The following is a 23,333-nucleotide window of genomic DNA, read 5'->3' as shown; positions in this document are numbered from 1 at the left end:
AAAAATGATAGCCGATATCACTTTTAATCATAGCAAGAAGGTGAGAGCCCGTGGAAAGCGGAGATTTAAAGATTTTTCGGGCTGTTGCCCGGGAAGGAAGCATAACGAAAGCAGCCCAAATGCTGAATTATGTTCAGTCGAATGTGACAGCTAGAATACATAACCTTGAGGAAAATTTGAATATCAGGCTTTTTCATCGAACGAATCGGGGGATGAAGCTGACCGCTGCTGGAGAAAATCTTTTGCAATATGCTGATCAAGTATTATTGCTATTAGACGAAGCTGAAAAATCAGCACAGATGAGCCAGCATCCGAAAGGGCCTTTGCGGATCGGATCGTTGGAAACAACGGCGGTAACGCATCTGCCCGAGCATGCGGCCTCCTTCCTCAGGCGCTTTCCTGAAGTAGATTTATCAGTAAACACAGCTGATACACACAATTTGATTCAGCAGGTTCTTGATCATAAAGTTGATGGCGCTTTTGTATACGGGCCGGTTGAGCACCCTGATGTCAGACAAATCCATGCTTCCCATGATGAATTGGTATTGATTTCATCACGGGAAGGAACGGCAGAAGACATGCTTCGCCAGCCGATGCTCTTTTTTGGAGCTGGCTGTTCTCATCGCGCCAGGGTCAAAAGATTGCTGGAGGAAGCAGGCATTCAACATCAAAAAATCATAGAGTTTGGCACATTGGAAGCCATTATAAGAGGAGTATCCGCCGGGTTGGGCACGGCGCTGCTTCCTAAGTCCGCTGTAGACTGCTCCGAGCGTCCTACGAATGTATGGATTCATCAGCTGCCAGCAGCGTATCAAGACTTAGAGATCGTATTTATATACAGGAAAGACTTTTTTATTACGAGTGCGTTTCAGAGATTTATTGATGAGATAAGCGTAATAAAATGATGAAGAAAGATGCATTGGTTTCGGTCTGTTATGCTGAACAAAAGCGTAGCCGATTGTCAAGAAAGCTGGCATACGGAATACCACACAAAAGCATATTAAATGGAAGTGGATATTGTTTCCGTTCTTATATAAAAAAGGACTGCATACAAAAAACTGTACTCATTTGAAGCGAGTACAGTTTTTATCTTTTATTTCCGTTTTAAATTAATGCCGATCGCCGCGCCGTTTCTGCTTGAATCAGCTACGCCTTTAAAGGTGCCATTTTCATGGTCGATAGAAATGCTTTGTACGTTTCCGATTTCTACTGGGCTTTTGCCGAATTTATGGCCCATGCCGTTTAGTTTACTGAGGACGTCTTCAGGAACTCCGTCTTCGTAGCGGTAGGAGCTCATGCTGTTTGTGTAAATTCTCGGCTCTTCAACAGCAGCTTTTAATTCCATGCCGTATTCGATGTGATAGAGAATGGTTTGCAAGACGGATGAAATAATGGTGGCCCCGCCAGGAGATCCGACGGTGAGGACAGGCTTGTCATCCTTAAATAAAATGGTCGGGGTCATGCTGCTTAAAGGCCGTTTGTTTGGCTGTACTTCATTAGCTCCGCCAGGAACCGCATCAAAATCTGTTAATTCATTGTTTAAAATGACGCCGTAATCAGGGACCATAATACCAGTTCCGAATAGCTGTTCAATTGTCGTCGTATAAGAAACAACATTTCCCCAGCGGTCGGCAACTGTAAAGTGGGTTGTTTGGCCTTCTACTTTGTCTTTCGGCTGTTCGACTTGCTTATAGTTTGCCGATCCTTCTTGGTATTTCCAAGGATCACCGGCTTTCGGTTTTTTATTGACTTGATCTAAATTGATTAATTGCTGGCGTTCTTTAATATAATCGGGGTGAAGCAGGCCTTTGAGAGGAACGTTTACAAATTCGGGATCACCTGCGTAAGACGCACGGTCGGCATAAGACAAATGCATCGTTTCAGCAAGCAGTTGATATTTTTCCCATGAGCGGACATCGTATTGTGAAAGGTTAAAATCATCAAGTATTTTCAGCATTTGCAATAAGAAAATACCGCCAGAGCTTGGAGGAGGAGTAGTGGCGATTTGATAGCCTTGATAGTCTCCCCAAATCGGTTCATCGATTGTGATGTCATAATTTTCTAAATCTTTTTCCGTCATTGATCCGCCGAAATCCTGTACAGTGTCAGAAAGTGCTTTGGCAAATTTTCCTTCATAGAAAGCATCAGTGCCTTTTGAGCGAATGAGCTTAAACGTTTTTGCCAAATCCTTTTGAATCAATGTATCGCCTTCTTTAAGCGGCTCGCCATTTGGCAAAAATACATCTTTTGCGGCAGTCCGTGACAGCTTTTCCTGATAATTAGAAATAGCATCTGCCAACACCGAATCAATCGGAAATCCTTTTTCAGCGAGTTTAATAGAAGGGGTGATTAATTTCTTCATCGATCGGGTTCCCCATTTATCCAGGGCTTCCTCCAGGCCTTTCAGCGTGCCTGGAACACCGACGGCAGTACCTTTTGTCACACGTTCAGAGAAAGGAATGGCTTTGCCGTTCTCATCGAGAAACATATCGGGGGTTGCGCCTGCTGGAGCACGTTCACGGCTGTCAATGATCGTTGTATCCTTTGTTTTTCCGTCATACACCATCATAAAACCGCCGCCGCCAATGCCTGACATCATCGGCTCTGTTACATTGAGTGCAAATTGAATGGCAACTGCCGCGTCAATCGCATTTCCTCCTTTTTTCAGCACATCAGCACCGATTTCCGAAGCGAGAGGATGCGCGGTGGCAACCATGCCGTCTTTCCCTACATCTACTTGTTTGTACTCATCGTAGCTTTTGGGCGGCTTTTTAGCTTCCGCGTGAAAAGGGACACTTCCAGCGACTAACAGAACACTAAGCAGAGCTGTTAAACAGACATTCCACGTTCTTTTCATGTTCTCCCTCCTATATGAAGCTGTTATGTTACAATCTTAGCGTAAAAAATTTACAGCGTTTTCACAAGTGACAAATGGTATATTATATAGAACATTAACCAGTTTTTCTGTGCAAAATTGATTATATTGATACGAGCCATGTGCTATATTAGAATCAGCTACGGATTAAGAAAGGACTGCTATATGTATTTAACGATTAAAGAAACAGCAGAATATGCAAATCTTTCAGAGGATTATATTAAAAGCATGGTGCTCGAAGGAAAAATCAGGGTCGTTCATGACGGTGAGCAATTTTTGATTTATAAGGGACAGTTCAAAACGCATCTCGAACAGCTGGAAAATTACAAAACACTCGTGCAGGAAATATTAAATGAACCGATCCCGGAAGATATTGATGTAAAGGATGAGGATTAGGACACAATTTCAAATTGTGTCTTTTTTTGTATATCCTTTTAAAAACATCAGAAAAACCGAATCGTCAGATTTTGTTTTAAGAGGTTTTTTGATGATATCTAGAGGGATATGTATCGAATAGATCAAAAGCTTTATATGAAGCTTTAAAATACATTTAAGAGGGAGAGAGTTTTTAGAAACTACTTCATCTCCTTATGTAACACTATGTATATTATGTTACATAAATGCCGCCGTACTTTGACATTCAACGTTTTTCAGCTATAATAGTAACATAGACCTCAAAACGTTACATAACGGTTTTTAAGGAGTTTTTTGATGCATATTGTACAGCCGATTCGCAGCTTAGAGAAAATTCAAGATGTAAAACAGTATTTGCTAAACAAAAACAAGCGGGATTATTTTCTGTTTATTTTCGGCATCAACAGCGCGCTCCGCATTTCTGATATTCTGCCGCTGCAAGTGAAGGACGTTAAAAACAAAGATCATTTATGGGCGACTGAAAGCAAAACGAAAAAGAAAAGGAAGATTCTCATTTTAGAATCACTGAAACAGGAAATATACGAGTATACAAAAGACATGAAAGAAAACGAATATCTTTTTAAGTCTGTCCGGACCAGGAAACCGATTTCCCGCATTCAGGCCTACAGGATTTTAAGAGAAGCCGCCGCGGCGTGCGGACTTGAGGAGATAGGGACGCATACGCTCCGGAAAACGTTCGGCTATCATTTTTATCAGCGGACAAAAGACATTGCCGAGCTGCAGAGAATACTGAATCATTCATCACCCTCGATTACAATGCGGTATATCGGTATTGATGAAGACACGACAAGGGCCGCGTATAAGGTTTTTGGAGGGCTTTAATACAAACCGCTTGAAAATTTTGTTCATCAGAGCTACTATATAAATACAAAAAGCTCTAGTAGCACAGCGGATAGTGCAGCAGTTTCCTAAACTGCAGGTCGGGAGTTCGAATCTCTCCTAGAGCGTTATATTTACAAAAAGACAACAGGCTTTTCGTCTGTTGTCTTTTTGTATGCCAAATAAATAACGCCCGCTTATACCGGGCGTTTTTCTTATATAACTGCGTCAAATTGATTGACTTTCCATTTTTTATTTTCTTTTACAAATGTCACTTTCCGTTTCGCTGAAGGTGATCCGTCTAAAGTAGGAACGGTAAATTCGTATGTGACTGTGCCGCCTTTTTTAGAAATCAGTTTAGCGGTTGATTTTTTCCAATTTAATAGGTTGTCTCCATCACCGATTGGAACCGCAAGTTTTCCTTTTGAAACAGTGAAATGATAGTCTTTAAACCCTTTTTCGATTGCTGTTTTTGTGAAAATAGGAGTTAAGTAATTCACTGCTTTTGCTTTAGTGCCTAGATCACTGCACATATACACATATTGAAGATTTTGATACTCAAATGTGCCTGATGGACAAACTGCTTTTTTCGCTTTTGGATTGTGGCCGCTCATTGTGTTCCAAAAATGCTCTCTTGCTGATAATGCCAGCTGCAGTGCTTGTTTTTGTGATAAATCGCCTGAATTATTTTTCGCAAATGCATTTGTACTTAATGACAGAATAAGTGCAATAGTTGTTAGAAATAGAAGACATTTTTTCATTGTGGTTCACTCCTTCAAAATCTCTTTCTCTTATGTTACAAATGTTACAATAATTACGGATAGATTACAATACTTTTGCATAAATTATTTTTTATTCTTTTCCTTACAAAGAAATAGGCTGTTACTTGCTAGTTTATTCTTCATAAGCTAAAAAGATGTGTAAAATTAGAAGAATCGGGAAGGGTTTCATATGTACAGTGATGAATAATAACATGTTGCATATCCTGTTTTTGTCAAAAGAATAGGGGCATGTTTACAAACGAATTCAAATAAAGGAGCTTTCAATATGGAAACATCACAAGAACAACTTGTCACTCAGAAGAAAAGCAATCCATCTGTCTGGCGGTCTATGTCACTCTTTTTAGTGCCGCTTCTGCTAAGCAATGTGCTGCAATCAGTCGGCCAGCTAGTCGGGATGATGGCTGTAGGCAGATGGCTTGGTGTTGATGCGGTTGCAGCTGTATCATCCTTTTTCCCGTTATTTTTTCTTTTAATCTCATTTACAATCGGGATCGGTTCAGGAAGTTCGATCCTGATCGGACAAGCCTACGGGGCGAAGAATGAGGAGCGGTTAAAGGCTGTTGTCGGAACGACGCTCACGTTTACGTTTTTATTAGGGGTTGTATTAGCCGTCATCGGCAGTATTTTCACTTTGGATATTCTTCGATTAATGGGCACGCCTGAAAATGTAATTCATGTCAGCGCCAGCTATGCACGTATCTTATTTTACGCTATGCCATTTATGTTTTTATATTTTGCATATACAACATTTTTGCGCGGAACAGGGGATTCTAAGACACCGTTTTATACGCTGATTGTGAGCACGGTCATCAACATAGCGCTTTTGCCCGTCTTAATCCTTGGCATGTTCGGTTTTCCGAAACTGGGCATATACGGCTCCGCATATGCAACCGTCTTTTCCACGATTGCGACATTTCTCGTGTTAATGGTGTATTTACGAAAACGAAACCATCCGCTGCAATTTGATAAAACGGTACGGCGTTATTTGAAAATGGATAAGGAACTGCTGGCTCTCCTGCTGCGCCTCGGGATTCCATCAAGCATCAATATGATTCTCGTCTCATTATCAGAGATAGCGGTTATTTCATTCGTCAACCATTACGGCTCTAATGCGACAGCTGCATACGGCGTGGTCAACCAGGTAGCCAGCTATGTGCAGATGCCGGCCGTCAGCCTTGGTATTGCGGTGTCTATTTTCGCCGCGCAATCGATCGGAGCGAACGAATCTGACCGCTTAAAGCAGGTCATCCGCGTCGGGATTTGGCTGAATTATATCATTGGCGGCGTGTTGATCATTCTGATCTATGTGTTTTCACAGCAGATTTTAGCGTTATTTTTAACCGAGAAAGACACACTTTACATCGCGCACCGTCTCTTGATGATTACATTGTGGAGCTATTTGCTGTTTGGAAATGCCCAAATTATTTCTGCGACGATGCGGGCAAGCGGAACGGTTTTATGGCCGACCGTTATCAGCATTTTTGCCATCTGGGGAGTAGAGGTGCCTGTCGCATTCGTACTATCCCACTACACAAAGCTTGAAATACTCGGCGTCTGGGTTGGCTATCCGGCTGCGTTTGCCGTCAGCTTGCTGTTGATTTATGGGTATTATCAATTCGTGTGGAAGAAGAAACAGATTACACGTCTCATCCAATAGACTCCCGAATCACACCGTTCATGATTTGAACGGTGTTTTTTTATTTGATAGGGAAAACATAAAATGGAGGAAATATGGCACAGTACATTGAATTCTTATACGAGCAATGAATCAAGGAGAGGTTGAGGACACATGGCTAACTATATTGAGAAGATTACGCATTTAGGAACACCTGCCATCAAAGCAGGTAACGAACATATAGAAATGATTGTCGTTCCCGAGTGGGGGAGCAACGTCATTTCTCTCATGGACAAAGCAACAAAGATCCAGCTTTTGCGTGAACCGGAAACAGCAGAAAGCTTTCATGACACACCAACATTGTATGGCATTCCGATCCTGTTTCCGCCTAACCGGATAAGTGACGGTACATTCAGTTTCCGGGGCAGAACATATCATTTTGATATCAACGAAAAGGATAAACACAACCATCTTCACGGGTTTCTTTATCAAGAAAAGTGGAACGTAGTGACCATGAAGCAAACTGATGAAGAAGTGATCGTTGAAACGGAAATTGATCTTTCAGAGCTTCCCCATGTGTATAAGCAATTTCCACATCATGCCGTCGTTCGGATGACATACACGCTAAAGGGGAATACTCTTCTTAAATATGCGACCGTCATGAACAAAGGAAAGGAAGCGTTTCCTTGGGGAATCGGTTATCATACTACATTTGTATTTCCAGAAGAAAGCTCATTATTCTCCCTGACAGCAGATCAGCAATGGGAGTTGGATGAACGCCTGCTGCCGACCGGAAAGCTGATGGATGTACCGAATAAAGAAGCCTTGCATGAAGGGATGGATTTACGCCACAAGCAGCTGGATGATGTCTTTTTATCTGCTTATCAGAAAAGAGGCGGAGAAAATCAGGCAGTCATTTATCATCAGCATGCACATGTAAGCATTATTTATAAGGCAGATGAACAATTTAAACATTGGGTTGTATACAATGCGGACGGAAAACAGGGGTATTTATGCCCTGAACCTTACACATGGGTGACAAACGCAGTGAATCTTGATTTGTCTTCATCACTCACTGGTTTACAAGTGCTTGAGCCAGGAGAAGAAACGACAGCCAAAAGCAGTATCACCATCGAATTGAATCATCAATAGCCAATGATGAGGCGCAGAGAGGCGGGGTAAAAAAATGAAAAAAAGCATAAAGCTTTATGTTGCTGTTTTGCTGCTTTTCGTGGTTGCTTCGGTACCTTATATGCATCAGGCTGCGCAAGCGGCTGAAAAACAAGATGCACTTGCCGGGCAGATCGATAAGATTTTAGCTGATCATCCTGCACTCGAGGGCGCAATGGCCGGCATCACTGTTCGCTCTGCGGATACAGGCGCTGTTCTATATGAGCATTCAGGAGATATCCGAATGAGGCCCGCCTCTTCTCTGAAGCTTTTGACAGCTGCCGCGGCACTTTCTATCCTTAGTGAGGACTATTCCTTTACAACCGAGGTCCGGACAGACGGCACACTTAAAGGGAAAAAGCTGAATGGAAACCTTTATCTGAAAGGAAAAGGAGATCCGACACTTTTACCATCCGATTTTGAAGAAATGGCTGAGAAATTGAAAAAGTCCGGCGTGAACGTGATTAAAGGCAATCTGATCGGTGATGAAACGTGGTATGATGACATCCGATTATCACCTGATATGCCATGGAGTGATGAATACACGTATTACGGCGCGCAAGTCTCTGCTTTAACAGCGTCTCCGAATGAAGACTATGATGCAGGCACTGTAATTGTAGAGGTAACCCCAGGTAAAAAAGAAGGGGAAAAGCCTGCAGTTTCTGTATCTCCAAAGACAGATTATGTAACGATTAAGAACAATGCAGAAACGACTTCGGCCGGCCAAAAGAAAGACCTCACGATCGAAAGAGAGCATGGGAAAAACACGATCACCATTGAAGGAAGCGTACCGGTTGGCGCAAGCAAGACAAAGGAATGGATTGCTGTCTGGGAGCCGGCCGGATACGCCTTGGATTTATTTAAGCAGGCACTACAAAAACAAGGAATTACTGTAAAAGGGAACGTCAAGACGGGCGCTGCACCCGATTCTTCAGACGTGTTAATCTCTCATCGTTCAATGCCTTTGTCAAAACTATTTGTTCCGTTTATGAAATTAAGCAATAACGGACATGCCGAGGTGCTCGTAAAAGAAATGGGGAAAGTGAAAAAAGAAGAGGGGAGCTGGAAAAAGGGACTCGAAGTATTAAACAGTACGCTTCCCGAATTCGGTGTTGATCCTAAATCACTTGTGTTAAGGGACGGTTCAGGAGTCTCTCATATTAATGCTGTATCCTCAGATCAAATCTCAAAGCTGTTATATGACATTCAAGATAAAAAATGGTTCTCAGCTTATCTAAAATCTCTGCCTGTTGCGGGCAACAGTGACAGAATGATAGGCGGAACGCTGAGGAACCGGATGAAAGACACTCCTGCACAAGGAAAAATAAGGGCAAAAACCGGATCGCTAAGCACGGTCAGCTCTCTATCCGGGTACGCAGAAACCAAGAGCGGAAAAACCCTTGTTTTTTCAATTCTTCTAAACGGATTGATTGATGACGAGGATGGAAAAGATATTGAGGATCAAATCGCTGTCATCTTGGCAAATCAATAATAGCGTCAGACCTGTTTTCCAAGCGAAAACAGGTTTTTTTATGTCTCCTATCACATTAATTATTCCTTAAAATTATATATAAACCAATAGTATACATATAACACATAACAGCATTTACACGTTTTAGAAAATTGTCACAACCAAAAAATTAGTTTAGAAGACCTGACAAAAAGCGATACTTTTATCACGTTATATTCAAAATTACGACAAAAAAAGAAGTAAAAACTAAAGAAATAATACTATTTTTAAAAAAACGTTATAAAAATTTTACATTTTTCATTGTACTTTAAAAAATATACGTTAATATAGTGCATATATGGATTATATAGCCATATAATTTCTTTTTCTGTCATTATTTCACTTTCTTAACCTCTTATTATTAGAACTGGAGGGAATTATTGAGCTGAACATCCTTATTCTTTAACCTATGCCCAAAGGAAAGTACAGTTTATCGACTCGCTGGTTTGTTTCAGTGTTTTTTGCAGGTGATTTCAGCATCCATAGTTGTAGATGTACTACCCAAGCCATGGTTAAACCTGTATCGCCTTAGCCGGTCTCATTTTAGCGTGGTAAGTTATAGGCCTCTCCCAAGACTAGCAGGACAAGCTTCCGCAAACAATAGCTTCTAAAGTAGATACTCCATATGTCGCGTGGCTCAATTCAGTAAAGTTTTTGGGCCGATTTGCAACGACATCTTTGTCCGCCCCTGGCAGTTTTATCTGCCGCGGGTTTTCACCCTTGCTTTTGTTTTCCTCCACCTAGAGCTATTCAACTATAATCAAACACAATCAAATCTTGAACACCCTCAGAGACATACAAACGCATCAACTAAAAAAAGACGTTTAATCGTTAGGCTTCCATTTAGCTGCAATTATGACAATGATCCCATATGCATGTTTTGTGATGATGATGCTATGACGGTACAAAAAGTATATGACGTATATCCGTTCGAAAAGATTGGAGGGAGCTAATGAATAATCTTGCCTTTTTATTTCCGGGACAAGGTTCTCAGTTTGTTGGGATGGGTAAAAGTTTTTGGAATGATTTTGTGCTGGCGAAGAGATTATTTGAAGAGGCAAGCGATGCCATCTCCATGGATGTAAAAAAGCTGTGCTTTGATGGCGATATGACTGAATTGACAAGGACAATGAATGCCCAGCCTGCCATTTTAACGGTTAGTGTCATCGCTTATCAAGTATATATGCAGGAAATAGGAATTAAACCGCACTTTTTGGCAGGTCACAGCTTGGGCGAATATTCAGCGCTTGTCTGTGCAGGTGTCCTTTCTTTTCAGGATGCCGTTAAGCTTGTAAGGCAGCGAGGGGTACTCATGCAAAATGCAGATCCTGAGCAACTGGGCACGATGGCCGCAATCACACAGATCAATATCCAACCACTGCAAGACCTGTGTACGGAAATTTCGACGGAAGACTTTCCAGTAGGCGTGGCATGCATGAACTCGGATCAACAGCATGTCATCTCAGGACATCGGCAGGCTGTGGAATTGGTCATTAAAAAAGCTGAGAGAATGGGGGCTAATCACACTTATTTGAACGTCAGCGCCCCTTTTCATAGTTCAATGATGAGATCAGCGTCTGAACAATTCCAGAATGCATTAAATCAATATTCTTTCCAAGATGCTGCATGGCCGATCATTTCGAATGTTACAGCGGTTCCGTATAACAATGGGCATTCGGTCAGGGAACATTTGCAATCGCACATGACTATGCCGGTAAGATGGGTGGAGTCGATGCACTACTTGCTTTTGCATGGAGTCACGGAAGTCATCGAAATGGGTCCCAAGAACGTCTTGGTCGGTCTATTGAAAAAAATAACGAAGCATATTGCAGCTTACCCTTTTGGTCAAACATCTGACTTGCATTTGCTTTCCGATTCGGCGGAAAGAAATGAAAATATTGTTAATTTACGTAAGGAGCAATTGAATAAAATGATGCTTCAATCCATCATTGCGCGAAATTATAACAAGGATGCAAAGACCTATTCCAACCTGACGACCCCATTATTTCCGCAAATACAACTGCTCAAAGAGAGAGTGGAAAGAAAAGAAGAGCTTTCAGCAGAAGAACTCGAACATTCGATCCATTTATGCCAATTAATTTGTGAGGCTAAACAACTTCCGACTTGGGAACAATTGCGGATTTTAAAATAAAGCTGCCCAGGAGGGGACCTATGTATACCAGTCAATTTCAAACCTTAGTCGATGTTATTCGGGAAAGAAGCAATATATCAGATCGCGGGATCCGTTTTATCGAATCCGATAAAATCGAGACATTTGTCTCTTATCGCCAATTGTTTGACGAGGCGCAAGGTTTTCTTGGCTACTTACAACATATCGGCATTCAGCCAAAGCAAGAAATTGTGTTTCAAATCCAAGAAAACAAATCATTTGTCGTCGCTTTTTGGGCTTGTTTATTAGGAGGAATGATTCCGGTACCCGTCAGTATCGGAGAAGATGATGACCACAAGCTAAAGGTATGGCGTATTTGGAATATCTTAAACAATCCATTCTTGATTGCCTCTGAAACAGTATTAGATAAAATGAAAAAATTTGCTGCTGATCACGATTTACAAGATTTCCATCATCAATTAATCGAGAAATCCGACATCATTCAGGATCGAATCTACGACCACCCCGCTTCGCTATATGAACCTGAGGCCGATGAATTGGCCTTTATTCAATTTTCTTCCGGATCGACAGGAGACCCGAAAGGAGTCATGTTAACCCATCATAACTTAATACATAATACATGTGCAATCCGGAATGCGCTGGCTATCGACTTAAAAGACACTCTTTTATCTTGGATGCCCTTAACCCATGACATGGGGCTCATTGCTTGCCACCTTGTTCCTGCCTTGGCCGGCATCAATCAAAATTTAATGCCGACAGAATTATTTATTCGAAGACCTATTCTCTGGATGAAAAAAGCTCATGAACATAAAGCCAGCATTCTATCGTCACCTAATTTTGGATACAATTACTTCCTTAAATTTTTGAAAGACAAAAAAAGTTACGATTGGGATTTATCCCATATCAGGGTCATTGCAAACGGAGCAGAACCTATATTGCCAGAGCTATGTGATGAATTTTTGAGCAGATGCGCAGCGTTCAATATGAAAAGATCTGCCATCTTAAATGTTTACGGTTTAGCTGAAGCGTCGGTTGGCGCAACATTCTCTAAAATTGGAGAAGAATTTGTCCCTGTTTATTTGCATCGCGATCATCTAAATCTAGGTGAAAGAGCCGTTGAAGTAAGCAAAGAGGATCAAAATTGTGCTTCATTCGTCGAAGTGGGAAAGCCTATTGATTACTGCCAAATTCGAATCTGTAATGAAGCAAACGAGAGATTGGAAGACGGATTTATCGGTCATATCCAGATTAAGGGTGAGAATGTAACCCAAGGGTATTATAACAACCCCGAAAGTACGAACAGAGCGCTGACTCCTGATGGATGGGTGAAAACGGGAGATCTTGGCTTCATTAGAAAAGGTAATTTAGTCGTAACCGGAAGGGAAAAAGACATTATTTTTGTGAACGGAAAAAATGTGTACCCCCACGATATTGAACGAGTCGCCTTTGAGATGAAAGACATTGATTTAGGAAGAGTTGCAGCCTGCGGTGTATATGATCAAGAGTCACGAAGCAGAGAAATCGTACTTTTTGCTGTTTACAAAAAATCAGCGGAGCAGTTTGCACCACTTGTTAAAGACATTAAAAAGCACTTGTACCAGCGAGGCGGATGGAGCATCAAAGAAGTCCTGCCGATCCGAAAGCTGCCAAAAACGACAAGCGGGAAAGTTAAACGCTATGAGCTGGCTGAGCAGTATGAGTCGGGGAAATTTTCGCTAGAGTCAACCAAAATCAAGGAATTTCTGGAGAGTCATTCGACGGAACCGGTACAGACTCCTATTCATGAAATCGAAACAGCATTGCTGTCTATCTTTTCCGAAGTGATGGATGGAAAAAAGATTCACCTAAATGATCAATATTTTGACATGGGTGCAACTTCAATACAGTTATCTCAAATTGCCGAACGCATTGAACAAAGGTTTGGTTGCGAGCTTACGGTTGCTGATCTCTTTACGTATCCTTCAATCGCTGATTTAGCGGCATTTCTTGTCGAAAGCCATTCCGCAATCAAACAAACTGATACAGCAAAGCCAAGCCGCTCCTCGTCAAAAGACATTGCCATTATTGGAATGTCTCTCAATGTTCCAGGAGCATCGGGTAAGAGTGATTTTTGGCACCTGCTCGAAAACGGCGAGCATGGCATTCGGGAATATCCTGCACCAAGAGTTAAAGATGCGATGGATTATTTACGATCCATTCAAAGCGAATTTAATGAAAAACAATTTGTAAAGGGCGGCTATTTAGATGAAATCGACCGTTTTGATTATTCGTTCTTTGGTTTAGCTCCCAAAACCGCAAAATTCATGGATCCCAATCAAAGGCTATTTTTGCAATCCGCATGGCATGCGATTGAAGATGCAGGCTATGCCGGCGACACCATTAGCGGGAGTCATGTCGGGGTATATGTAGGGTACTCGAAGGTGGGTTACGATTACGAACGTCTCCTTTCTGCGAATTATCCGGAGGAGCTTCATCATTATATTGTGGGCAATCTTCCCTCGGTGTTGGCGAGCCGAATTGCTTACTTTCTAAATTTGAAAGGGCCAGCGGTTACCGTGGATACAGCTTGCTCTTCATCACTTGTTGCTGTTCATATGGCATGTAAAGCATTGCTTACAGGCGATTGTGAAATGGCTCTTGCCGGGGGTATTCGAACTTCGCTATTACCGATGCGTATCGGTCTCGATATGGAATCTTCCGACGGGCTCACGAAAACGTTCAGCGAGGATTCGGACGGAACAGGCTCTGGCGAAGGCGTGGCAGCAGTCCTGTTGAAACCTTTGCAGGCTGCGATTCGCGATGGAGATCATATTTATGGTGTGATCAAGGGAAGCGCGATGAATCAAGACGGGACAACTGTTGGAATCACCGCACCGAGCCCGGCAGCTCAGACCGAGGTGATTGAGATGGCCTGGAAAGACGCTGGCATTACTCCTGAAACGCTGTCTTTCATCGAAGCGCACGGCACCGGAACCAAGCTCGGGGATCCTGTTGAATTTAACGGTCTTTGTAAAGCGTTTGAGAAGGTTACGGAAAAGAAACAGTTTTGTGCGATCGGCTCTGTTAAAGCAAACATTGGTCATTTGTTTGAAGCGGCAGGCATCGTTGGACTGATAAAATCTGTCCTTATGTTGAATCACAAAAAAATCCCTCCGCTGGCTCACTTTAATAAACCGAATCCATTAATTCCATTTCACTCTTCTCCATTTTATGTGAATCAAGAAGTGATGGATTTCACACCTGAAGACCGACCGCTGCGGGGTGGTATCAGTTCATTCGGTTTTAGCGGAACGAATGCACACGTAGTACTGGAAGAATATACTCCTGAAAGTGAGTATGCACCGGAGGAAGGGAATGATCCGCATTTATTTGTGTTATCCGCCCATACTGAAGCTTCACTATATGAACTGGCTCATCAGTATCGGCAATATATTTCGGATGACAGTCAATCATCATTGAGGTCAATTTGCTATACGGCCAGTACAGGAAGGGCTCATTTAGATTATTGTTTAGCCCTGATTGTATCCAGCAAACAAGAATTAATAGATAAGCTGACCAGTTTGATTCAAGGCGAAAGAAATCTTCCCCAAGTACACTTTGGCTATAAAAACATCAAGGAAATGCAGCCTGCCGAAAAAGACGATCTGAGTAAACAAGTCTCTGATCTCATGCAGCATCGGGCCTGCACAAAGGATGAACGAATCATTTGGTTGAATCGTGTTGCGGAATTATATGTGCAAAGAGCCGTGATTGACTGGCGAGCGGTTTATTCCAATGAAGTTGTACAAAAAACGCCATTGCCTTTGTATCCATTTGAACGGAATCGCTGTTGGGTTGAGGCTGTCCATGAAAGCGCCAAGGAAAGAAAAGAGAAAGGGGAAGTAGCATTGGATATAAATCATACGAAGACGCATATTGAATCCTTTCTGAAGACTGTCATCAGCAATGCATCGGGAATCAGAGCGGATGAGATCGATTCGAATGCCCATTTTATCGGGTTCGGATTGGATTCCATCATGCTGACACAGTTCAAAAAAGCGATCGCAGATGAATTTAATGTGGATATTCCGATGGAACGTTTTTTTGATACGATGAACAACATTCAAAATGTTGTCGATTATTTGGCAGAGGCTGTTCCATCAGCTGCATTCACTCCACCTCAAAAAAGTGTTACGGCGCAGGAAGAGCTTGTTATTTCAGAAGCACAGCCCGAGTTGGAACATCAAGAGCATATGTTGGACAAAATTATTGCTTCACAGAATCAATTAATCCAGCAAACTTTACAAGCTCAATTGGAAAGCTTTAATTTGTTGAGAAACAACAGCCATTCTGTATCGAAAGAATACGAGATTTCGCAAGATAAGTCGAGCTTTTCTCCCAAACCTGTCACTGTAAAAAAGAATTCGGCTCAAGAAGCAAAACCTTATGTTCCTTTTCAGCGTCAGACCTTGAATGAACAGGTCAACTATACTCCGAAGCAAAGACAATATTTAGAATCATTTATAGAAAAATACGTAGACAAAACGAAAGGTTCCAAGCAATATACGGACGAAACCCGATTTGCTCATGCCAATAACCGCAACTTGTCCAGCTTCCGATCTTATTGGAAGGAAATGGTTTACCCGATCATCGCTGAACGTTCGGATGGTTCTAGAATGTGGGATATTGATGGAAACGAATATATCGATATCACCATGGGATTTGGGGTGAACCTTTTTGGACATCATCCGTCCTTTATTACTCAAACTGTCGTTGATTCAACACATTCTGCATTGCCGCCGCTTGGTCCGATGTCGAATGTTGCCGGAGAAGTTGCGGATCGAATTCGTGCATGCACAGGAGTTGAAAGGGTCGCTTTCTATAATTCCGGCACGGAAGCAGTCATGGTTGCCCTACGTTTGGCGAGAGCGGCAACAGGAAGAACGAAAGTGGTAGTGTTTGCGGGCTCTTATCACGGCACATTTGACGGCGTATTAGGTGTTGCCAACACAAAAGGCGGGTCTGCGCCTGCGAATCCGCTGGCTCCGGGGATACCGCAAAGCTTTATGAATGATTTGATTATTTTGCATTACAACAATCCTGATTCATTGGACGTGATTCGCAATTTGGGAAATGAATTGGCAGCCGTCCTGGTGGAACCGGTACAAAGCCGCAGGCCGGATTTGCAGCCGGAATCATTTTTGAAAGAACTACGGGCAATCACACAGCAATCCGGAACAGCCCTGATTATGGATGAAATTATTACAGGATTTCGGATCGGTCTCGGCGGCGCGCAGGAATGGTTCGACATTCAAGCCGATTTGGTCACTTATGGGAAAATCATCGGCGGCGGCCAGCCTCTAGGTATTGTTGCCGGAAAATCTGAGTTCATGAATACGATCGATGGCGGAACATGGCAGTATGGAGACGACTCCTATCCAACGGATGAGGCAAAACGCACGTTTGTAGCGGGCACCTTTAATACTCACCCGCTTACGATGAGAATGTCATTAGCCGTGCTTCGACATCTTCAAGCCGAGGGAGAAACTTTGTATGAACGGTTAAATCAAAAGACAGCCTACTTGGTTGATCAATTGAATTCCTATTTTGAACAATCGCAAGTGCCCATTCGTATGGTTCAATTTGGTTCCTTATTCCGGTTTGTCTCTTCGGTTGATAATGATTTGTTCTTTTACCATCTCAATTATAAAGGAGTCTATGTTTGGGAAGGACGCAACTGCTTCTTGTCTACGGCTCATACTTCGGATGATATTGCTTATATCATTCAAGCCGTTCAAGAAACGGTGAAAGATCTTCGCCGCGGCGGATTTATTCCAGAAGGGCCGAATTCTCCTGATGACGGAGGCCATAAAGAACCCGAAATATACGAGCTTTCTCCTGAACAAAAACAATTGGCTGTAGTATCCCAGTATGGGAATGATGCTTCTGCGGCATTGAATCAATCTATTATGCTCAAAGTGAAAGGGGCGGTGCAGCATACGCTGTTAGAACAAGCGGTGCGAAATATTGTAAAACGCCATGACGCTTTACGCACGGTCATTCATGTCGATGACGAAGTACAGCAAGTGCAGGCTCGAATAAATGTTGAAATTCCTGTCATCGATTTTACCGGTTACCCGAATGAACAGCGAGAGTCGGAGGTTCAAAAATGGCTGACGGAAGATGCCAAGCGCCCGTTTCATTTCCAGGAACAGAAGCCCTTGTTTAGAGTTCATGTGCTTACGTCGAATCAAGACGAACATCTGATAGTGCTGACATTTCATCATATCATCGCCGATGGCTGGTCGATCGCTGTTTTTGTACAAGAGCTAGAGAGCACGTACGCTGCCATCGTACAAGGAAGCCCGCTTCCATCTCATGAGGTTGCTTCGTTTCGCCAATATTTAGATTGGCAGCAAGCTCAGATAGAGAATGGTCATTATGAAGAAGGAGTTCGTTATTGGCGGCAGCATCTCTCTGAACCAATACCGCAGGCATTCTTGCCCAGCATGAGTTCTTCCCGTTATCCGCATGGTTACGAGGGAGATCGCTATACAGTTACACTGGACCGTCCATTGAGCGAGGCGATAAAGTCATTAAGCATTCGGATAAAAAATAGCGTATTTGTAACTATTCTGGGAGCATTTCATCTTTTTTTGCAGCAGCTTACCAAGCAGGCTGGCCTTGTAATTGGGATTCCAACCGCAGGCCAATTGCATATGAAACAACATAAGCTGATTGGAAATTGTGTCAACATGGTTCCCGTGAAGAACACTGCTTCTTCAGAAAGCACATTAGCCGATTATCTGGGTCATATGAAGGAAACCATGGATCAAGTCATGCGACATCAAGATGTTCCGATGACATTAGTGGCCAGCCAGCTTCCGCACGATCAAATGCCGGATATGCGTATTATTTTTAATTTGGACAGACCTTTTCGAAAGCTTGACTTTGGACAGATGGAGGCTGAGCTCATTGCGTACCCTATAAAATGCATTTCATACGATTTATTTCTTAACGTAACGGAGTTGGATCAAGAGTATGTTCTTGATTTCGATTTTAATACGAACGTCATCAGTCCGGAAATCATGAACAAGTGGGGAGCGGGCTTTGTAAACTTGCTGAAAAAAATGGTTGAGGGAGACTCGGCTCCTCTTGATGCCTTAATCATGTTTTCCGAGGAAGATCAATTCGACTTGCTTGAGCTGTATGCCGATCATCAGCTGCGTATCTCTTCAACATTAGACCATAAGGGTGTTCGTGCCGTTTACGAAGAGCCGGAAAATGAAACAGAACGGCAAATTGCGCAGATTTGGGCGGAGCTTCTCGGCCTGGAGAAAGTGGGCAGATCTGACCACTTTCTGTCTTTGGGAGGAAACTCGCTAAAAGCGACGCTTATGCTTTCTAAGATTCAGCAAACATTTAATCAAAAGGTATCTATAGGGCAATTCTTCAGCCATCAGACTGTTAAGGAGTTGGCGAATGTCATCCGGGGTGAAAAGAATGTCAAGTATCCCCCGATGAAGCCTGTTGAGCAGAAAGTCTTTTACCGGACATCTCCAGCTCAGCAAAGAGTATATTTCCTCCATCAAATGGAACCGAATCAAGTTTCACAAAACATGTTTGGCCAAATATCGATTATAGGGAAGTACGATGAAAAAGCCTTGATCGCATCCCTTCAACAGGTCATGAAGCGGCATGAAGCGTTTCGCACTTCTTTTCACATCATAGATGGTGAAATTGTGCAGCAGATTGCTGGCGAGCTTGGTTTTAACGTTCGTGTCCATTCGATGGACCGTAAAGAATTTGAAGCCTACGCAGATGGGTTTGTACAACCTTTCCGTCTGGAACTAGCTCCTTTGGTTCGTGCGGAGCTGATCAAGATCGATAATGAACAGGCTGAATTGCTCATCGATATGCATCATATCATTTCCGACGGCTATTCCATGAGCATACTTACAAATGAATTGTTCGCTTTTTATCATGGTAACCCATTACCGGAAATTAAATTTGAATATAAAGACTTCGCAGAGTGGCAAAACCAGCTGTTAATCGGAGAGGTCATGGAGCAGCAGGAAACATACTGGCTCGAGCAATTCAAGGAAGAAGTTCCTGTCCTTCAACTGCCGACAGACGGTTCAAGAGCGATGGAATGGTCTTCCGAAGGACAGCGTGTGACCTGCTCCTTGCAGTCGAGTTTAATCCGTTCGCTTCAAGAAATGTCGCAACAGACGGGAACGACTCTGTATATGGTGCTTCTGGCTGCTTACAACGTGCTGCTTCACAAATATACGGGCCAAGAAGATATCGTCGTAGGCACGCCTGTTTCCGGAAGAAATCACCCGAATATCGAAAGCATGATCGGTATATTCATTCAAACCATGGGGATTCGCACGAAACCACAGGCTAATAAAAGGTTTACGGATTATTTGGAGGAAGTAAAACGGCAAACGCTTGATGCTTTCGAAAACCAGGATTATCCGTTTGACTGGCTAGTAGAAAAATTAAACGTACAACGGGAAACAACGGGTAAGTCACTGTTTAACACAATGTTCGTGTATCAAAATATTGAATTCCAAGAGATTCATCAAGATAGGTGTACATTTAGGGTAAAAGAACGTAATCCCGGAGTCTCTTTATATGATTTGATGTTAACGATCGAGGATGCAGGACAACAGTTAGATATTCATTTCGATTTTAATCCAAACCAGTTTGAACAAGAAACGGTGGAGCAAATCATAAAGCACTACACCCGTATTTTAGACAGCCTTGTTAAGGAGCCGGAGAAATCCTTGTCTTCCGTTCCTATGCTTTCTGACATCGAGAGGCACCAGCTTCTGATGGAGTGTAATGACACAAAGACGCCGCTTTCGCACAGCGACACAGTATGTCAATGGTTTGAAAAGCAAGCAGAACAGCGGCCTGATTATGAAGCCGTTATATTCGGCAATGAGCGGTGCACGTATAGACAGCTAAATGAGCGGGCAAACCAATTGGCGCGAACGTTAAGAACAAAGGGTGTTCAAGCGGATCAGTTCGTTGCCATCATCTGCCCGCATCGCATCGAGCTGATTGTTGGGATTTTGGCTGTTCTAAAAGCCGGCGGAGCATATGTGCCAATTGATCCGGAGTATCCTGAGGACCGGATACAGTATATGCTGAAGGATTCAGAGGCTAAGATCGTTTTGACACAGCTCGATTTGCATAAACACTTAACGCTTGATGCTGACGTTGTGCTTTTGGATGAGGAAAGCTCATATCATGAGGATCGTTCCAATCTTGAACCGATCTGCGGTGCAAATGATTTGGCTTACATGATCTATACATCTGGCTCCACAGGGAACCCGAAAGGTGTACTCATTGAGCACCGAGGGTTAGCCAATTATATTGGATGGGCGAAAGAGGTTTATGTGAATGATGAGAAAACCAACTTCCCTTTATACTCGTCCGTCTCTTTTGACCTAACGGTGACGTCGATTTTCACACCGCTGATCACAGGAAATACCATTATTGTCTATGATGGCGAAGACAAAAGTGCGGTGCTATCAACAATTATGCAGGATCCGAGAATAGATATCATCAAAATGACGCCGGCGCATTTGCATGTGCTTAAAGAAATGAATATAGCAGAGGGAACAACAGTTCGGAAAATGATTGTCGGCGGAGAAAATTTAAGCACCCGGCTTGCCCAAAGTATCAGTGAGCAGTTTAAAGGCCAACTGGACATATTCAATGAATACGGGCCGACAGAAGCGGTCGTCGGATGTATGATTTATCGGTACGACGCTGAACGTGACAGGCGAGAATTTGTGCCAATAGGCACACCGGCCGCCAATACGAGCATTTATGTGTTGGATGCCAGCATGAACTTGGTTCCGATTGGCGTACCGGGTGAAATGTATATCAGTGGAGCCGGTGTAGCCAGAGGATACTGGAATCGTCCGGGTTTAACAGCAGAGAAGTTCGTTCACAACCCGTTTGCTCCGGGAACGATCATGTACAAAACGGGGGACTTGGCAAAACGATTACGTGATGGAAATCTCATATATTTAGGCCGAATCGATGAACAAGTCAAAATCCGAGGACATCGAATTGAACTTGGTGAAGTTGAAGCTGCCATGCATAAAGTGGAAGCGGTCCAAAAGGCTGTAGTTATAGCCAGAGAAGAAGAGGATGGCTTACTACAATTGTGTGCGTATTATGTGAGCAATAAACCTATAACAATTGCGGAGATTAGAGAACAATTATCACAGGAGCTCCCGGACTACATGATTCCGTCCCATTATGTCCAACTTGAGCAATTACCGTTAACGTCCAACGGGAAAATAAATCGTAAAGCACTGCCTGCACCAGAGGTAAGTTTAGAGCAGATAGCTGAATATGTACCGCCAGGCAATGAGGTTGAATCTAAGCTTGCAGCCTTATGGCAAGAGGTGCTCGGAATACATCGTGTGGGGATCAAGCATAATTTCTTCGATCTTGGAGGAAATTCCATACGAGCGACGGCCTTAGCTGCCAGAATCCACAAAGAACTGGATGTCAATCTGTCTGTAAAAGACATATTTAAGTTTCCTACTATTGAACAGTTGGCTAACATGGCGTTACGCATGGAGAAAATTCGATATGTATCAATTCCGTCTGCACAGGAAATGTCCTATTATCCGGTTTCTTCGGCACAGAAACGGATGTATTTGTTAAGTCATGCAGAAGGAGGCGAGCTGACGTACAATATGACGGGCGCCATGAGTGTAGAAGGGGCTATTGATTTAGACCGATTGACGTCTGCTTTTCAAAAATTAATTGAACGTCATGAAGTTTTGCGGACCAGCTTTGAACTATACGAAGGCGAACCGGCACAGCGAATTCATCCAAGCGTTGAATTTACAATAGAACAGATTCAAGCGAGAGAAGAGGAAGTGGAAGACCGTGTGCTTGATTTTATCAAATCGTTTGATTTAACCAAGCCGCCGTTAATGCGAGTCGGACTGATTGAACTTACACCTGAAAAGCATGTGCTGCTGGTCGATATGCATCACATCATTTCCGATGGCGTGTCTATGAACATTCTGATGAAAGATTTAAACCAATTTTATGAGGGAAACGAACCGGATCCGCTTCCCATTCAATATAAGGACTATGCGGTTTGGCAGCAAACGGAAACTCAAAGGAAAAACATCAAAAAACAGGAAGCGTATTGGCTCAATCATTTTCATGATGAGATTCCTGTATTGGATATGCCAACGGATTACGAGAGACCTGCCATACGCAATTACGAAGGCGAATCATTTGAATTTCTTATACCGACAGAATTAAAACAGCGCTTAAGTCAAATGGAAGAAGCTACAGGAACAACATTGTATATGATTTTAATGGCAGCTTATATGATTCTTTTATCCAAATACAGCGGACAGGAAGATATCGTCGTAGGTACCCCGGTCGCCGGCCGAAGTCATATGGATGTAGAGTCTGTTGTGGGAATGTTTGTCAATACCTTAGTCATTCGCAATCACCCGGCAGGCCGTAAAACATTCGAGGATTACTTAAACGAAGTGAAGGAAAACATGCTACATGCCTATCAAAATCAAGACTATCCATTGGAAGAATTGATCCAACATGTACATCTTCCAAAAGATTCAAGCCGCAACCCTTTGTTCGATACGATGTTTGTGCTGCAAAATCTTGATCAGGCTGAATTAACGCTTGATTCCCTTCGATTCACGCCTTATAAGCTTCATCATACAGTTGCAAAATTCGATCTCACCTTGTCGATTCAGACAGGTCAAGACAAACATCACGGTCTGTTCGAATATTCGAAGAAACTATTTAAGAAAAGCAGAATCGAAGCTTTGTCAAAAGACTATTTACACATCTTATCCGCTATCAGTCAACAGCCAAGTATTCAAATCGAACATATCGAATTAAACGGCAGCACCGCGGAAGATGATAACATGATCCATTCTATTGAACTGAACTTTTAAAAAGCATGGGAAAGCATACATTATTTTCTTTATACTCTA

10 protein-coding genes and 1 tRNA gene are annotated in these 23,333 nt (G+C 42.7%); 9 read left to right on the top strand and 2 right to left on the bottom strand.

Features of this window, described 5'->3' with window-relative positions:
- Positions 1-50: 50 nt before the first annotated feature.
- Entirely contained in the window at positions 51-905 is an 855-nt protein-coding gene (gene yofA, locus GYO_RS32190) for a LysR family transcriptional regulator YofA (RefSeq protein WP_014113978.1), read from the top strand.
- A gap of 188 nt (positions 906-1,093) precedes the next feature.
- On the opposite strand, the gene ggt is transcribed toward yofA, so the two are convergent.
- Positions 1,094-2,857: a gamma-glutamyltransferase gene (ggt, locus tag GYO_RS32185; protein ID WP_014113977.1), complete on the bottom strand. Its 1,764-nt coding sequence runs from the start codon at positions 2,855-2,857 to the stop codon at positions 1,094-1,096.
- Between the two features lie 183 nt (positions 2,858-3,040).
- Between ggt and GYO_RS32180 the strand changes: the two genes are divergently transcribed.
- The 3 genes from GYO_RS32180 (at position 3,041) to GYO_RS32170 (ending at position 4,257) form a co-directional block, all read left to right on the top strand.
- On the top strand, positions 3,041-3,271 hold the full coding sequence (locus GYO_RS32180) for an excisionase family DNA-binding protein (RefSeq protein ID WP_014113976.1): 231 nt from the start codon (positions 3,041-3,043) through the stop codon (positions 3,269-3,271).
- A 315-nt stretch (positions 3,272-3,586) separates the two neighbouring features.
- Positions 3,587-4,132: a site-specific integrase gene (locus GYO_RS32175; protein ID WP_003220317.1), complete on the top strand. Its 546-nt coding sequence runs from the start codon at positions 3,587-3,589 to the stop codon at positions 4,130-4,132.
- A gap of 52 nt (positions 4,133-4,184) precedes the next feature.
- Positions 4,185-4,257 (top strand) — tRNA-Arg (locus GYO_RS32170).
- Positions 4,258-4,344: 87 nt separating this feature from the next.
- Here the strand turns inward: GYO_RS32170 and iseA are convergent.
- Positions 4,345-4,890 carry a DL-endopeptidase inhibitor IseA gene (gene iseA, locus GYO_RS32165; RefSeq protein ID WP_014113974.1) on the bottom strand — a complete coding sequence of 182 codons (546 nt, stop codon included), beginning with the start codon at positions 4,888-4,890 and terminating at the stop codon, positions 4,345-4,347.
- 286 nt (positions 4,891-5,176) lie between these two features.
- Between iseA and GYO_RS32160 the strand changes: the two genes are divergently transcribed.
- From GYO_RS32160 to GYO_RS32140, 5 genes are all read left to right on the top strand, one after another.
- Positions 5,177-6,568 (top strand): MATE family efflux transporter, encoded by a 1,392-nt coding sequence (locus GYO_RS32160; protein ID WP_014113973.1) that lies wholly within the window; start codon positions 5,177-5,179, stop codon positions 6,566-6,568.
- Between the two features lie 132 nt (positions 6,569-6,700).
- The gene (gene galM / locus GYO_RS32155; RefSeq protein ID WP_014113972.1) at positions 6,701-7,678 is read left to right on the top strand and encodes an aldose 1-epimerase; all 978 of its coding nucleotides are present in this window, start codon (positions 6,701-6,703) and stop codon (positions 7,676-7,678) included.
- Positions 7,679-7,712: 34 nt separating this feature from the next.
- Entirely contained in the window at positions 7,713-9,188 is a 1,476-nt protein-coding gene (dacB, locus tag GYO_RS32150) for a D-alanyl-D-alanine carboxypeptidase/D-alanyl-D-alanine endopeptidase (protein WP_014113971.1), read from the top strand.
- Positions 9,189-10,158: 970 nt separating this feature from the next.
- Complete coding sequence (gene fabD / locus GYO_RS32145; RefSeq protein WP_014113970.1) at positions 10,159-11,358, top strand: ACP S-malonyltransferase; 1,200 nt, start codon at positions 10,159-10,161, stop codon at positions 11,356-11,358.
- Between the two features lie 20 nt (positions 11,359-11,378).
- Complete coding sequence (locus tag GYO_RS32140) at positions 11,379-23,294, top strand: non-ribosomal peptide synthetase (RefSeq protein ID WP_014113969.1); 11,916 nt, start codon at positions 11,379-11,381, stop codon at positions 23,292-23,294.
- Positions 23,295-23,333 lie beyond the last annotated feature (39 nt).

Origin of the sequence: Bacillus spizizenii TU-B-10 (assembly GCF_000227465.1) — a bacterium.
Taxonomy (GTDB): domain Bacteria; phylum Bacillota; class Bacilli; order Bacillales; family Bacillaceae; genus Bacillus; species Bacillus spizizenii.
This window is presented reverse-complemented; position numbering and strand designations above follow the sequence as displayed.